12 protein-coding genes are annotated in these 14,746 nt (G+C 61.5%); 11 read left to right on the forward strand and 1 reads right to left on the reverse strand.

Going from position 1 to position 14,746, the window contains the following annotated elements; genetic code table 11:
* Nucleotides 1-119 precede the first annotated feature (119 nt).
* From urtA to AC1RLZ_RS08595, 10 genes are all read left to right on the forward strand, one after another.
* Nucleotides 120-1,379 carry an urea ABC transporter substrate-binding protein gene (gene urtA / locus AC1RLZ_RS08550; protein ID WP_493188304.1) on the forward strand — a complete coding sequence of 420 codons (1,260 nt, stop codon included), beginning with the start codon at nucleotides 120-122 and terminating at the stop codon, nucleotides 1,377-1,379.
* Nucleotides 1,380-1,512: 133 nt separating this feature from the next.
* The gene (urtB, locus tag AC1RLZ_RS08555; RefSeq protein ID WP_371422144.1) at nucleotides 1,513-2,439 is read left to right on the forward strand and encodes an urea ABC transporter permease subunit UrtB; all 927 of its coding nucleotides are present in this window, start codon (nucleotides 1,513-1,515) and stop codon (nucleotides 2,437-2,439) included.
* Nucleotides 2,440-2,475: 36 nt separating this feature from the next.
* Complete coding sequence (gene urtC / locus AC1RLZ_RS08560; RefSeq protein WP_493188305.1) at nucleotides 2,476-3,621, forward strand: urea ABC transporter permease subunit UrtC; 1,146 nt, start codon at nucleotides 2,476-2,478, stop codon at nucleotides 3,619-3,621.
* An 11-nt stretch (nucleotides 3,622-3,632) separates the two neighbouring features.
* Nucleotides 3,633-4,388 carry an urea ABC transporter ATP-binding protein UrtD gene (gene urtD, locus AC1RLZ_RS08565; RefSeq protein WP_493188306.1) on the forward strand — a complete coding sequence of 252 codons (756 nt, stop codon included), beginning with the start codon at nucleotides 3,633-3,635 and terminating at the stop codon, nucleotides 4,386-4,388.
* A gap of 169 nt (nucleotides 4,389-4,557) precedes the next feature.
* On the forward strand, nucleotides 4,558-5,247 hold the full coding sequence (gene urtE, locus AC1RLZ_RS08570; protein ID WP_493188307.1) for an urea ABC transporter ATP-binding subunit UrtE: 690 nt from the start codon (nucleotides 4,558-4,560) through the stop codon (nucleotides 5,245-5,247).
* 49 nt (nucleotides 5,248-5,296) lie between these two features.
* Nucleotides 5,297-6,526: a formamidase gene (gene fmdA / locus AC1RLZ_RS08575; protein WP_371422140.1), complete on the forward strand. Its 1,230-nt coding sequence runs from the start codon at nucleotides 5,297-5,299 to the stop codon at nucleotides 6,524-6,526.
* 79 nt (nucleotides 6,527-6,605) lie between these two features.
* Nucleotides 6,606-6,947: an FmdB family zinc ribbon protein gene (locus AC1RLZ_RS08580; protein WP_068735531.1), complete on the forward strand. Its 342-nt coding sequence runs from the start codon at nucleotides 6,606-6,608 to the stop codon at nucleotides 6,945-6,947.
* A gap of 68 nt (nucleotides 6,948-7,015) precedes the next feature.
* On the forward strand, nucleotides 7,016-7,855 hold the full coding sequence (locus tag AC1RLZ_RS08585) for an aldo/keto reductase (protein ID WP_493188308.1): 840 nt from the start codon (nucleotides 7,016-7,018) through the stop codon (nucleotides 7,853-7,855).
* 187 nt (nucleotides 7,856-8,042) lie between these two features.
* Nucleotides 8,043-8,996 (forward strand): DMT family transporter, encoded by a 954-nt coding sequence (locus AC1RLZ_RS08590; RefSeq protein ID WP_493188309.1) that lies wholly within the window; start codon nucleotides 8,043-8,045, stop codon nucleotides 8,994-8,996.
* Nucleotides 8,997-9,242: 246 nt separating this feature from the next.
* Nucleotides 9,243-11,660: a bifunctional diguanylate cyclase/phosphodiesterase gene (locus AC1RLZ_RS08595; RefSeq protein ID WP_493188310.1), complete on the forward strand. Its 2,418-nt coding sequence runs from the start codon at nucleotides 9,243-9,245 to the stop codon at nucleotides 11,658-11,660.
* Between the two features lie 10 nt (nucleotides 11,661-11,670).
* Here AC1RLZ_RS08595 and AC1RLZ_RS08600 read toward each other — a convergent pair whose 3' ends face one another.
* Nucleotides 11,671-12,132, reverse strand: a complete 462-nt coding sequence (locus AC1RLZ_RS08600) for an Lrp/AsnC family transcriptional regulator (RefSeq protein WP_493188311.1) — start codon at nucleotides 12,130-12,132, stop codon at nucleotides 11,671-11,673.
* Nucleotides 12,133-12,284: 152 nt separating this feature from the next.
* Between AC1RLZ_RS08600 and AC1RLZ_RS08605 the strand changes: the two genes are divergently transcribed.
* Nucleotides 12,285-14,672: a thiamine pyrophosphate-binding protein gene (locus tag AC1RLZ_RS08605; RefSeq protein WP_493188312.1), complete on the forward strand. Its 2,388-nt coding sequence runs from the start codon at nucleotides 12,285-12,287 to the stop codon at nucleotides 14,670-14,672.
* The last annotated feature ends 74 nt before the right edge of the window (nucleotides 14,673-14,746 follow it).

The raw sequence follows: 14,746 nt of genomic DNA on the forward strand, positions 1-14,746 counted from the left end.
GATGCAAAAATCTACGTCGGCATTTTGCGGTGCAGTATACGCGATCTCGCGTATCCGGGTAGCGCTCAAGTTCAGCAATGCTTGCCTCATCAATAAGCGTCCAAACCAGTGGGGTTGTCATGTCAGACGAGAAGAAACCGGGCCTGCAGTCGCCGTTACGGCGCAAGTTGCTGATGGGAATGGCCGCGTTGCCAGCGATGTCCATGCTTCCGCGCACATCTTTTGCGCAGGCGCCGGCCACCTCGGCCATCAACACCACGGGCCTCGCGGTGACCGATACGGAAGTTACCGTCGGCATCCTGCATTCGGTCACCGGTACCATGGCGATCTCGGAAACCGGCTCGGTGCAGGCGGAAAAGCTCGCCATCGAGCAGATCAACGCCATGGGCGGCGTGCTCGGCCGCAAGATCAAGTTTATCCAGGAAGACGGCGCCTCGGACTGGCCGACCTTCGCCGAAAAGGCCAAGAAACTCTTGGTCAACGACAAGGTCGCCGCCATCATGGGTTGCTGGACCTCGGCCTCCCGCAAGGCGGTGCTGCCTGTCATGGAGCAGTATAACGGCATGCTCTACTATCCGACCTTCTATGAAGGTCTCGAGCAGTCCAAGAACGTCATCTATACCGGTCAGGAAGCCACCCAGCAGATCCTCGCCGGCCTCGACTGGGTCTCCAAGACCAAGAACGGCAAGAGCTTCTATCTGATCGGTTCGGATTATATCTGGCCGCGCACCTCGATGAAGATCGCGCGCAAGCACATCGAGGGCAAGCTCGGCGGCAAGGTGTCTGGCGAAGAATACTTCCCGCTCGGCCACACCCAGTTCAACTCGGTGATCAACAAGATCAAGCTGACCAAGCCGGACGTGATCTACGCGGCCGTCGTCGGTGGCTCCAACGTCGCCTTCTACAAGCAGCTCAAGGCGGCTGGTATCGACCTGTCGAAGCAGACCCTGCTGACCATCTCGGTCACCGAGGACGAGATCGACGGCATCGGCGGTGAGAACATCGCGGGCGCCTATGCCTGCATGAAGTACTTCCAGTCGCTGGATAATCCGAACAACAAGGAATTCGTCGCCGCCTTCAAGAAGATGTGGGGCGAGAAGACGGTGATCGGCGACGTGACGCAGGCGGCCTATCTCGGTCCGTGGCTGTGGAAAATGACGGTGGAAAAGGCCGGCTCCTTCGATATCGACAAGATAGCGCCCGCGTCTGCTGGCATCGAATTCACCAAGGCGCCGGAGGGCTACGTCAAGATCCATCCGAACCACCATTTGTGGTCGAAAGCCCGCGTCGGCCAGGCCCAGCTCGATGGCCAGTTCAAGGTGGTTTACGAGACGCCCGAACTGATCGAGCCGGATCCGTTCCCGAAGGGCTACCAGTAAGCCTTCCTCCTCAAGCGCGGAGCGTGTCTCCGCGCAGCTTCTCCCTGGCGCGGACGACCTATCCGCGCACGACAACCCCGCGCCGCGTCTCATCGCGCGGCGCGGGACCCTTTCCCTGACGGAGGACGGATCGATGTTCGGCGACTATTCGATTGGCGACCTAGGCGCCATCTTTGCAATGCAGGGCTTTGCCGGCCTGATCCTGTTTTCAGTTTATGTCCTGATGGCGCTCGGTCTCGCGATCATCTTCGGCCAGATGGGCGTCATCAACATGGCCCATGGCGAATTCATGATCCTTGGCGCCTACGTCACCTGGATGACGTCGAGTTTCTTCCAGTCCCATCTGCCGTCACTGTTCTCCGGCTACTTCTTTGTCGCCATGGTCCTCGCCTTCATTGCCTCCGGTGCGCTGGGGATGCTCGTTGAATGGGGGCTCATACGGCATCTCTACAAGCGCCCGCTCGACACGTTGCTGGCGACCTGGGGCCTCAGCCTGATCCTGCAGCAGGCCTATCGTTCGGTGTTCGGTGCCCGCGAAGTCGGCGTCGAGCTTCCGCAATGGATGATGGGCTCCAAACAGGTCACCGATACGATCGAAGTGCCGATCAACGGCATCTTCGTGATGTGCCTGACACTGGCGATCACCATGGTCGTCGCCTGGATCATGTACAAATCCCGCTGGGGTCGTCAGGTCCGTGCCGTAGTGCAGAACCGCGTAATGGCCGGCGCCGTCGGCATCAATACCGAGAAGGTCGACCGCTACACCTTCGGCCTCGGCTGCGGCATTGCCGGGATCGCAGGCTCCGCTTTCACCATGATCGGCTCGACGGGGCCAACTTCTGGCCAGCTCTATATCGTCGACACGTTCCTTGTCGTGGTGTTCGGCGGCGCGGCCAGCCTGTTCGGCACCATTGCCTCGGCCTTCACCATCTCCCAGGCGCAGTCGACCATGGAGTTCTTCATGTCCGGCTCGATGGCCAAGGTGCTGACGCTGCTCACCATCGTCGCAATCCTGATGATCCGGCCGCAGGGCCTGTTCGCCCTCAAGGTTCGCAAGTAAGCGCGCGCAGTACAGACAGAGCAGGGCATACGCATCATGATCAATTCTCGCTTCTTCAACCGCTCGGAACTGATCGGTTTCCTGTCGCTGCTGTTGCTGCTCGCGGTGATCCTGCCGCTGTTCCTCGATGTGTTCCGTCTCAACCTCGTCGCCAAATATCTGACCTATGCCTTTGTCGCGGTCGGCCTTGTGATGTGCTGGGGCTATGGCGGCATTCTCAGCCTCGGGCAGGGCGTGTTCTTCGGCCTCGGCGGCTACTGCATGGCGATGTTCCTGAAGCTGGAGGCCTCCAGCGTCGAGAACACCAAGATCCAGTCGACCCCCGGCATTCCGGATTTCATGGACTGGAACCAGATCACGTCGCTGCCGATGTTCTGGAAGCCGTTCCACTCGCTGCCGCTGACCATCATCGCCATTCTCGTCGTGCCGACGCTGCTGGCCTTCATCATCGGCGCTGCGATGTTCAAGCGCCGTGTCGGCGGCGTCTATTTCGCCATCATCACCCAGGCCATCGCGGCGATCGCGACGATCCTGATCATCGGCCAGCAGGGCTATACCGGCGGCATCAACGGCATGACCGACCTGCGCACGCTGAACGGCTGGGACATCCGCACCGATCACGCCAAGGTCATTCTCTACTTCTTCGAAGTCTTCGTGCTGTTCGCCTGCATCATCGCTGCGCAGTTCATCCGGCTGACCAAGCTCGGCCGCATCCTGGTGGCGATGCGTGAGCAGGAGGACCGTGTGCGCTTCTCGGGCTACAGCGTCGCCAATTTCAAGATCTTCGCCTTCTGTGCCGCGGCGATGTTCGCGGCGATTGGCGGCGCCATGTTTACGCTGCAGATCGGCTTCATGTCGCCGTCCTTCGTCGGCATCGTGCCGTCGATCGAGATGGTGATCTACACGGCGGTGGGCGGCCGGATGTCGATCTTCGGCGCCGTCTATGGCACGCTGCTGGTGAACTACGCCAAGACGATGCTGTCGGAGTCCTTCCCGGAACTCTGGCTGTTCGGCCTCGGCGGGTTGTTCATTGCCGTGGTGCTGTTCTTCCCCAATGGCCTATCTGGCATCTGGCGCGATCACGTGGCGCGTCATGTCGACCGGCTGTTGGCACTGCGCACGTCGAAGGCGCGAAAAGCCTGGGCCATCAAATCCACCGCCGACGGCGCGCCGGCTGAATAAGGGGACACGTCATGCTTGTCGGTCATCAGCCCAAGGACTTCCTGCTCGCAGTCGAGGGGCTCACCGTCTCCTTCGACGGTTTCAAGGCGGTGAACGATCTCTCGTTCTATGTCGAGGAGAACGAGATCCGCGTCATCATCGGCCCCAACGGTGCCGGCAAGACCACGGTGCTCGACCTGATTTGCGGCAAGACCAAAGCCACGTCGGGGTCGGTGCAGTTCCGCGGCAAGGAGCTGACCAAGCTCAAGGAGAACCAGATCGTGCAGGCCGGCGTCGGCCGCAAGTTCCAGACGCCGTCCGTCTACGACGATCTCACGGTGTTCGAGAATCTGGAGATCTCCTATCCGCGCGGACGCTCGGTATTCGGCTCGCTGATGTTCAAGCGCGATGCTGCGGTGCGCGAGCGCGTCGAGGAGGTCGCCGAGATGATCTTCCTGAAGGATCGTCTCGACATGTATGCCGATGTGCTCTCGCATGGCCAGAAACAGTGGCTCGAGATCGGCATGCTGCTGATCCAGGATCCAGACCTGCTGATGCTCGACGAGCCCGTCGCCGGCATGAGCGTCAGCGAGCGCGTCAAGACGGCGGAGCTGTTGAACACCATCATCAAGAACCGCTCGGTGCTGGTGATCGAACACGACATGAAATTCGTCGAGGACATCGCCCATAAGGTGACCGTGCTGCATCAGGGACAGATCCTGTCCGAAGGCACCATGGAGAAGGTCCAGAACGATCCCAAGGTCATCGAAGTCTACCTGGGGCATTGAGGGATGATGCGGGTGGATTTCACGACGAGCACCGGCCTTAACCTCTTCGCGGCGGGTGAGGGGGGCTCTCTACTCGTTCCGAGCTTGCGAAGACTCCCCCTCACCCCGCCCTCTCCCCGCAAGCGGGGCGAGGGGGCTTACAGCGCTTGCGGCGCATATGGAGACTCTCATGCTCGCCATTAACGATCTCCACGTCGCCTACGGCCAGAGCGAAGTTCTGCACGGCCTGAATGTGTCGGTGCAGCCCAACGAAATCGTGGCCATCATGGGCCGCAACGGCATGGGCAAGACGACGCTGATGAAGTCGCTGATGGGCATCGTGCCGACCAAGTCGGGCTCGGTGACCATGGAGGGCAAGGAGCTCGGCGCGCTGAAGAGCTATGAGCGCGTGGCGCGCGGCCTCGCTTACGTGCCGCAGGGCCGCATGATCTTCTCGCATATGACGGTGAAGGAGAATATCGAGACCGGCCTTGTCGCTTCCGGCGAGAAGGACGTGCCCGGCGATCTCTACGAACTGTTTCCGGTGCTGCTGGAAATGAAAGGCCGCCGCGGCGGCAATCTGTCCGGCGGTCAGCAACAGCAGCTCGCCATTGCACGCGCGCTTGCCACCAAGCCCAAGGTGCTGCTGCTGGATGAGCCCACCGAAGGCATCCAGCCGTCGATCATCAAGGACATGGCGCGGACGCTGAAGCACATCCGCGACACCAGGGGCCTGTCGATCATCGTCTCCGAACAGGTGCTGAGCTTCGCGCTCGATGTCGCCGACCGGGTGCTGGTGATCGAGAATGGCGAAATCGTTCGCGACGAAGCGCGCGAAGGCATCGATGCCGCACAGATCGCAAAATACCTGTCCGTCTAACCAGCCTTACGTTCAACCACCAGGACCAGTAACCGAAGGGGAGCATTGAATGCCAGAAACACTCATCAAGGTCGATCTCACGCAATCGGCCTACGACAACGACATGATTCATAACCGCTGGCATTCCGACATTCCCATGGTGGCGTGGGTCAATCCGGGCGATGACTTCATCGTCGAGACCTATGACTGGACCGGCGGCTTCATCAAGAACAACGACTCGGCTGACGACGTGCGCGATATCGATCTGTCGATCGTGCATTTCCTGTCCGGCCCGATCGGCGTCAAGGGTGCGGAGCCCGGCGATCTTCTGGTGGTCGATCTGCTCGATGTCGGCCCCATGAAAGAGTCCCTGTGGGGCTTCAACGGCTTCTTCTCCAAGCAGAATGGCGGCGGCTTTCTCACCGATCACTTCCCGGAAGCGCAGAAGTCCATCTGGGACTTCAAGGGCATGTACACCTCGTCGCGTCATATCCCGGGCGTGAACTTTGCAGGGCTCATCCATCCCGGCCTGATCGGCTGTCTGCCCGATCCGAAACTGCTCGCCACTTGGAACGAGCGGGAGACCGCACTGATTGCCACCAACCCGACCCGCGTGCCCGGCCTTGCCAATCCGCCATTCGGCCCGACCGCCCATATGGGCCGGCTGAAGGGTGAGGCAAAGGAGAAGGCCGCGGCGGAAGGCGCGCGCACCGTGCCGCCGCGCGAGCATGGCGGCAATTGCGACATCAAGGATCTGTCGCGTGGCTCCAAGGTCTATTTCCCGGTCTATGTCCCCGGCGGCGGTCTCTCCATGGGCGATCTGCACTTCAGCCAAGGCGACGGCGAAATCACCTTCTGCGGCGCCATCGAGATGGCCGGGTGGCTGCACATCAAGGTCGATGTCATCAAGGACGGCGTGTCGAAATACGGCATCAAGAACCCGGTGTTCAAGCCGTCGCCGATGACGCCGAACTACAATGACTTCCTGATCTTCGAAGGCATCTCCGTCGACGAGCAGGGCAAGCAGCACTATCTCGACGTGCACATCGCCTATCGCCAGGCCTGTTTGAACGCCATCGAGTATCTCAAGAAGTTCGGCTATTCCGGCGCGCAGGCCTATTCGATCCTCGGCACCGCGCCGGTGCAGGGCCACATCTCCGGCGTGGTCGACGTGCCCAATGCCTGCGCCACGCTGTGGTTGCCGACGCAGATTTTCGATTTCGACATCAATCCATCGTCGGCCGGACCCGTCAAACACATCAAGGGCGATATCCAGATGCCGCTGTCGCCGGACAAGTAACGCGGTCAACTCGGCTGCGGGGTTGGCGTCACGGCCCCGCAGCCACTTTTTCCTGATGTGCGAGCGAGAGTGAAGTGCCATGCCGGTCTATGAATATCTGTGCGACGATTGCGGCCCGTTCACCGACATGCGGCCGATGGCCGAATGCGATGACCCGCAGGACTGCCCGCATTGCGCGACACAGGCACCGCGCGTGATCCTGACCGCACCGGCGTTCTTCTGCATGCCCTCTGACAAGCGCAAGGCCCACGCCACCAACGAGCGCAGCCGCAATGCGCCGAAGACGTCGGCGGAGTACAAGGCGTCGCATGGGGCCGGTTGCGGCTGCTGTTCCGGGAAGAAGCCGTCGCGGCTGGTGAAGCAGACCCGCTCGGGCGCCAAGAGCTTCCCGACAGCGCGGCCGTGGATGATCAGCCACTGACTCCTCTGAATTGATGCGCTAAAGTCCACTCCCGTGTGCCTCCTTGCCGCGGGAGGCGGAGGCGCACCATGCGACACAATCCATTCGGCCAAACCAAGCGCGACGTCTCAGTCATCGGGCAGGGCACCTGGTATATCGACCACAGTGACCGCACTGCGGCGATCAGGGCGCTGCAGGCCGGCCTCGATGCCGGCATGAGCCATATCGACACGGCCGAAATGTATGGCGACGCCGAGCTCGTGATCGCAGAGGCCATCGCCGGCCGTCGCGACGAGGTATTCCTGGTTTCCAAGGTTCTGCCGAGCAACGCATCGCGAAAGGGCACCATCGCCGCCTGCGAGCGCTCGCTGAAGCGGCTGGGGACCGACCGGCTCGATTGCTACCTGCTGCATTGGCGCGGTCAGGTTCCGCTTGCCGAGACTGTCGCCGCCTTTGGAGATTTGAAGGCGGCCGGCAAGATTGCGTCCTGGGGCGTCAGCAATTTCGACGCCGACGATCTCAATGAGTTGTCAAAACTTGCAGGCAAGGGTGCCATCGCCTGCAATCAGGTGCTCTATCATCTGCAGGAGCGCGCCATCGAACACCGTGTGATCCCGTGGTGCGAGAGACATGGCGTTGCCGTCGTCGCCTATTCGCCGTTCGGCCATAATGATTTTCCGTCGGCCCGCTCGCCGGGCGGCAAAATCCTGCAGCAAATCGCCGATGGGCATCAGGCCACGCCACGGCAGGTAGCGCTGGCCTTCCTGATCCGCCAACCATCGGTCTTCGCAATTCCGAAGGCCTCGTCGTCCGCTCATGCCGCGGACAACGCGGCGGCGAGTGCATTGACGCTCAGCGCAGCCGAACTGGCTGATATTGAAAAGGCATTTCCGCGCGGCCGGGAGCCTTCCAGTCTGCCGATGCTCTAGGGTAGCGGTAGGATCGATGCTGCATCGCACTCTGGCCGGCCGATCCATCAGCCGACACAGATTTTTTGCCTGCCTGCATATCCGTGTCCTGATATCGGCAGTTGTCCCGGCATCGTGATCGTCGTTTTGTGAGCTGTATTCGATTCGGCTCGCATGCTTCGACGAGCCCGCATATTGGTCCCCGCTCGTGACAAGCCATGTTTCGCCGCCGAAGACTGCTGCCCGTGTGTCGGCCCATCGCCATACCGACCGGCCGCTGCACGGCATCCTGATGATCATTTGCTCGACGGCGTTTCTGGCCTCATCGGACGCGATGGCGAAATATCTGTCGCGCACAGGCATGCCATCGGTGGAAATCGCCTGGATCCGGTTTCTGGTGTTCGTTCTGATCCTGCTGCCGATCGTGCTGGCGCCAGCGTCGGGCAATGCGATGCGCTCGACGCGCCCGCTGCTACAGGTGTTTCGCGGGCTGGGCCTGTTGTGTTCGTCGATCTTCTTCATCATGGCGCTCGGCTATCTGCCGATCGCGGAGGCGACGGCGACGGGTTTCATCTCGCCGCTGTTCGTCACGGGACTTTCGGTTCTGTTCCTTGGTGAGAAGGTTGGTCTGCGCCGCTGGACCGCCACCATCGTCGGGCTTCTGGGCGTGTTGATCATCGTGCGGCCCGGCACCGCGGCTTTTCAGCCTGGCACGATCTTTCCGATCATTTCCGCGTTGGGATGGGCCACCGCGTTGGTGCTGACCCGGAAGATCAGTGGCGCTGACCGCGCGATCACCACGATGGCGTTTTCGGCGATCACCGGCTTTCTGGTGCTCAGCGTCATCGTGCCGTTCTACTGGATCGTACCCACCTGGACACAGATCGCGCTCGGCGTTGGCATCGGATCTGCGGCCACGATCGGTCACTGGATCGTGGTGCAGGCGTTCCGCTATGCGGACGCATCGGTGCTGGCGCCATTCTCTTACGTCCAGCTGGTGTGGGTGACGCTGATCGGCTTCTTCGTGTTCGGCGAAGTGCCTGATGCGGTGACCTTTGCAGGTGCTGCGGTCATCATCGCCAGCGGTGTCTATACCGCACATCGCGAACGCGTGCGTCGCGCGCAGGTCACCGTGCCGGCAGAACCTTATCCGAGCGCGTAGCGACAAGCTGTTGAACGAAACAGATTGTCCCAGCGCTCGATTTTCCCTGAGCCATGGCGCTTGCGGTAGCTATATCCGAATGTGTTGCACATCTTTCTGGAAACATGGAGGATGATACCAAGCACATGTCCGGCTTTATCGAAGCTTAAGAATAACAGCTTTTCCACGCACGTTTTGCGCGAGTTTTAAACATTCTGAACGCCGCGCGCGTTATGCTTTCATACCTCGTCATATGTTGGTATCCTTATGCTACGGGTCTGGAATTGCATCGAGTTGCAGCATGACTGGCGGCAGGTCCTGCTGGCGGCTGCGGTATGCTTCCTCACCAGCTTCGCTGCAGTCAATCTGTTCACACGTGCGCGAACGTCATCACCCGATACGCGTCTGGCTTGGCTGATGACCGCCGGCTTCGTCACCGGCTTCGGTACATGGGCGACGCATTTCATTGCTATGCTGGCCTACACGCCGGGCTTTGCGATTAACTATGATCTGATCATCACGGCGTGTTCGCTGGTGGCAGCGACGGTGATGACCACTGCCGGCTTTGCGGTGGCGCTATTCGGGCAGACGCGGCAGGGCGCACTGACCGGCGGATCGCTGATCGGAATCGGCATCGCCTGCATGCACTATATGGGCATGGCGTCGCTGCGGATTCCCGCCACCATCGTGTGGCTGCCCGATATGGTCGTGGCCTCGATCCTGTTCAGTGTGCTGCTTGGCGCGGGGGCCGTGCTCGTCGCGCAGCGCAGCGACGGTCCGACCAAACTCCTCCTTGCCGCGCTGCTCCTGACGCTGGCCATCAGTGTTCATCACTTCGTGGCGATGGGCGCTGTCGATCTCGTCTACCGGGCTGAGGCGGCGGCCAGCGGGAGTCTGCTGTCGCCAATCGAATTGTCGCTGGCGATTGCGGCCTTTACGGCCACGATCGTCATCGCAGGCCTGATTGTCGCTATCTCGGATCAGCGTACCCGCCGCAGCATAAGCAAGCGCAATTTGCAGCTCGATGCGGCGCTCAACAATATGGGGCAGGGGCTATGCATGTATAGCGCCGATGGCCTGCTCGAATTGTGGAACGAGAGCTACGTGCGCATGTACAATATCCCGCCGGAGAAAATGCTCGTCGGCGCGACTGTGGATCAGGTGCTGGCGCTGCGCGCGGCCGCAGGCATGCTGTTCGTCGATATGGATGATCATGAGACGAAGCTGCGGGCGGCGATCGCGGGTCGCGTACCGAGCAGCCAGAACGCCGAATTGCCGGATGGACGCACGATCAACGTGCGCTTCAGCCCGATGCAGAATGGCGGCTGGGTCGTGACCCATGCCGATATCACTGACCGCAAACTCAGCGAAGCGCGGATCGTGCATCTCGCGCGGCACGATCCGATCACCGATCTGCCCAATCGTGTTGCCTTCAACGAACACCTGGCGCGCGTCTTCAGCGAGGCGTCGGCCGGACATGGCTCGTTCGCCATCGCGCGGATCGACATCGATCGCTTCAGAGAGACAAATGATGTATACGGCCAGGCCACCGGCGACGCCGTGCTGGCCGAACTGGCGAAGCGGCTGGCGCATGCCTGCAACGGTGCATTTCTGGCACGGCCGAGCGGCGATATTTTCTCGATCGTGTCTCATCTCGGTGCGGAGCCGCAAACAGCGGAAGATCTCTGTGCGCGGTTGTCGGGCATTCTTGACAATACGTTTCAGATCGGCAGCCAGCATATCAATGTTCGCTGTAGCATCGGCATCTCGGTCTATCCGCAGGATGGCCAGGATATCGAAGCTCTCATTGCGCATGCCGATCTGGCGCTCGATCGCGCCAAGGCCGAGGAGCGCGGCACCATCCGCTTCTTCGAGGCTGCGATGGATCAGCACATCCGCGAGAAGCGATTGCTGCAGCGGGATCTCGTGGTTGCGATCGAGAACAAGCAATTCCAGCTCTATTTCCAGCCGCAAGCGACCACCGAGGGCGCCATCGTTGCCTTCGAGGTTCTGCTGCGCTGGCGGCATCCCGAGCGCGGCATGATCTCGCCGGCGGTGTTCATTCCGCTGGCGGAGGAGACCGGTCTGATCGGCGCCATCGACGAGTGGGTGGTACGCGAGGCCTGTCGTGAGGCTGTTACCTGGGGCAATCCGCTGTCGATCGCCATCAACCTGTCGCCGGTCAACTTTCGGCGCGGCGATGTACCCGGGATGCTCGCCGCTGTTCTGGCGGAAACCGGTCTCTGCCCAAAGCGTGTCGAGATCGAGATCACCGAAGGCGTGCTGATTGACGACTTTGCTGGCGCCATCGCGATCCTGCGCGCCATCAAGGAGCAGGGCGTTCGCGTCGCCATGGACGATTTCGGCACGGGCTATTCGAGCCTGAGCTATCTGCAGGCCTTCCCCTTCGACAAGATCAAGATCGACCAGACCTTCGTCGCCAGGCTCGAGGACAATCCGCAGTCTGCGGCTATTGTTCACGCTATCATCGGGCTCGGCCGCTCCTTGAAGCTTCCGGTGATCGCCGAGGGCGTCGAGACCGCTGCCCAACTGTCGTTTCTTGCGGCGGAGGGCTGTGCGGAGGTCCAGGGCTTCCTGATCGGCCGCCCGCAGCCGATTGCGCATTACCAGAGTGTCGTCGGCACCGCTGGCGGTACCGCCGCCGCGGTCAAACGTGCGAGCTAGCTCCGGGCCCTCACACCGGCAGCGCAATCGAATACTTCACCTGGCTGAGCGCGAAGCTTGATTCGATCGAGGCGATGCCGTCGAGCCGGGTCAGCTTGTTCTTCAGGAAGGCCTCATAGGATGACAGATCCGCCGCGACGACGCGCAAGAGGTAGTCGCGGTTCCCGGTCATCAGATAGCATTCCAGCACCTCCTCCCATTTCGAGATCGCTTTCGCGAAACGGTTGAGGTCTTCCTCTTTCTGCCTGACAAGCTTGATGGAGATGAAGACGCTGACCGGAAGCCCGATCGCCTTCTGGTCCACCAGCGCCATGTAGCGCGTAACGACGCCGCGTTCTTCCAGCAGTTTCACCCTGCGATGGCACGGCGAGATCGATAGGCCGACCTTCTCGGCGAGCTGCTGCATGGTGATGCGGCTATCGATCTGCAGTGCGGCGAGAATCTTGCGGTCAATCGCGTCGAGGGCTGACATTGGTAAAATTCCATGAAACAGGAGCCTGTACCAGTCATCTATCCCAATATGGCCCCGGTTGTCGCGATGAATTGAGAAAATCCGTTTGGGGCGCCTGCTAGAATGACGACCTAATCACGAACCAGTACAGCTGGCCGACGCGGGAGCCCACCATGCCGATCGATCATCATCATCGTTTGCAGAACCTGACCGCACTGGCGCGCAAGGTGCTCTGGCTCTCGTCATGGACGATCCACAACGCCAATCACATCCGTCCCAACACCGACGGCCTCAAGGTGGGTGGCCATCAGGCCTCGTCGGCGTCGTTGGCAACGATCATGTCGGCGCTGTATTTCGCCGTGCTGAAGCCGGAAGACCGCGTCGCGGTGAAGCCGCATGCCAGTCCGGTGTTCCACGCCATTCAATATCTGTTCGGCAACCAGACACGCGAGAAGCTCGAGAACTTTCGCGGCTTCAAGGGCGCGCAGAGCTATCCGTCGCGCACCAAGGATATCGACGATGTCGATTTCTCCACCGGCTCGGTCGGCCTCGGCGTCGCGCAGACGCTGTTCTCGTCGCTGGTGCAGGATTACGTCTCGGCTCACGGCTGGATGAAGGATCGCCGCGAAGGCCGCATGATCGCGCTGGTCGGCGATGCCGAGATGGACGAGGGCAACATCTTCGAAGCCTTGCTTGAAGGCTGGAAGCACGGGCTGCGCAACACCTGGTGGATTGTCGACTACAATCGCCAGAGCCTCGACGCCGTGGTGCGTGAGGGCCTGTGGGAGAAGTTCGAATCCATGTTCCGCAACTTCGGCTGGGACGTGGTGATCGTGAAGTACGGCCGGCTAATGCAGACGGCTTTCGCCGAGCCCGGTGGAGCTGCATTGAAGACCTGGATCGACAGCTGTCCGAACCAGATCTATTCGGCCTTGTGTTTCCAGGGCGGCGCGGCGTTCCGCAAGCGGCTTAATGACGAGATCGGCGATCAGGGCCCGGTGTCGCGGCTGATCGAGGCGCGCAGCGACGACGAACTGCTGGCGCTGATGTCCAATCTCGGTGGCCATGACATGGCCAGCATGATCGAGGCTTTCGAGGCGATCGATCACGATCGTCCGGTCTGCTTCATCGCCTACACCATCAAGGGCGTCGGACTGCCGTTCCAGGGCCACAAGGATAACCATGCCGGCCTGATGACGCCGACGCAGATGGAGACCTGGCGCGCAGCACAGAACATCCGGCCCGGCCACGAATGGGACAGATATGAGGGCCTGACGCAGGACGCCGCGAAGCTCGATGCGTTTCTGAAGGATGTGCCTTTCGTGCAGCAGGGCACGCGGCGCCTGAGCGCTGATGTGGTCGATGTTCCCGTGCATCTGTCGTTCAAGCCGTCGCCGGCGATGTCGACGCAGCAGGGTTTTGGCCTCGTGCTGCACGAGTTGGCGCGGGGCGATACCGAGCTGGCGTCGCGTATTGTCACCGCGTCGCCCGATGTCACTGTGTCGACCAATCTTGGCGCCTGGGTCAATCGCCGCGGGTTGTTCGCGCGCGCAGAGAAGGCGGATCACTTCCGCAGCGAGAAGATCCCGTCGACCTTCAACTGGGACTTCTCGCCGAAGGGCCAGCATCTCGAACTCGGCATTGCCGAGGCGAACCTGTTCATCCTGATGTCGGCCTTGGGCCTGTCGAGCAGCATCAACGGCGTCCGCCTGCTGCCGGTCGCGACGCTGTACGATCCCTTCATCGAGCGTGGTCTCGATCAGCTTAACTATGCCTGTTATCAGGATGCCCGTTTCATGGTGGCCGCAACGCCGTCGGGCATCACGCTGGCGCCGGAAGGCGGCGCGCATCAGTCGATCGCGACGCCGCTGATCGGCATGGCGCAGGACGGTCTTGCATCGTTCGAGCCGGCCTTCGTCGATGAACTCGCGGTCATCATGGGCTGGGGCTTCCAGCACATGCAGCGTGACGCGGGCATCGATGAGGCCGGCCAGCGCGCGGGCGGATCGGTTTATCTGCGGCTCTCCACGCGCACCATCGAACAGCCGCAGCGGATGATGACGCCGGAACTGCGGGAGGGCATCACCGATGGCGCCTACTGGCTGCGCAAGCCTGGCGCCAATTGCGATCTGGTGATCGCCTATAGTGGCACGCTGGCGCCGGAGGCGATCGAGGCGACAGGACTGCTCGGCGACAGCCATCGCGATATCGGCCTGCTGGCGATCACGTCCGCCGACCGCCTCCATGCCGGCTGGACGTCAGCGCGAAAGATCCGCCGCGACAAACGCAACCCGCAGCATCTCAGCCATATCGAGCGGCTCCTGCAGCCGTTGCCGCGCGACTGCGGCATCGTCACGGTGTTGGACGGCCATCCCGCGACTTTGGGGTGGATCGGCAGCGTGTGCGGTCATCGCATGGAGGCGCTGGGGGTCGAGCAGTTCGGCCAGACCGGCACCATCGGCGATCTCTACCGCCATCACGGCATCGATGCGAATGCGATCGTCGATGCGGCGGAGGAGCTGAGCGGCATTCCGGTCCTGCACCGGAAGATGGCTGTGTAGCTCTCCCTCTCTCCCCGCTTGCGGGGAGAGGTCGCCGCGTCTTCGCGGCGGGGGGCATGGTACGTGCTCACAAT

The organism is Tardiphaga sp. GW822-FHT04G09, from assembly GCF_058800725.1.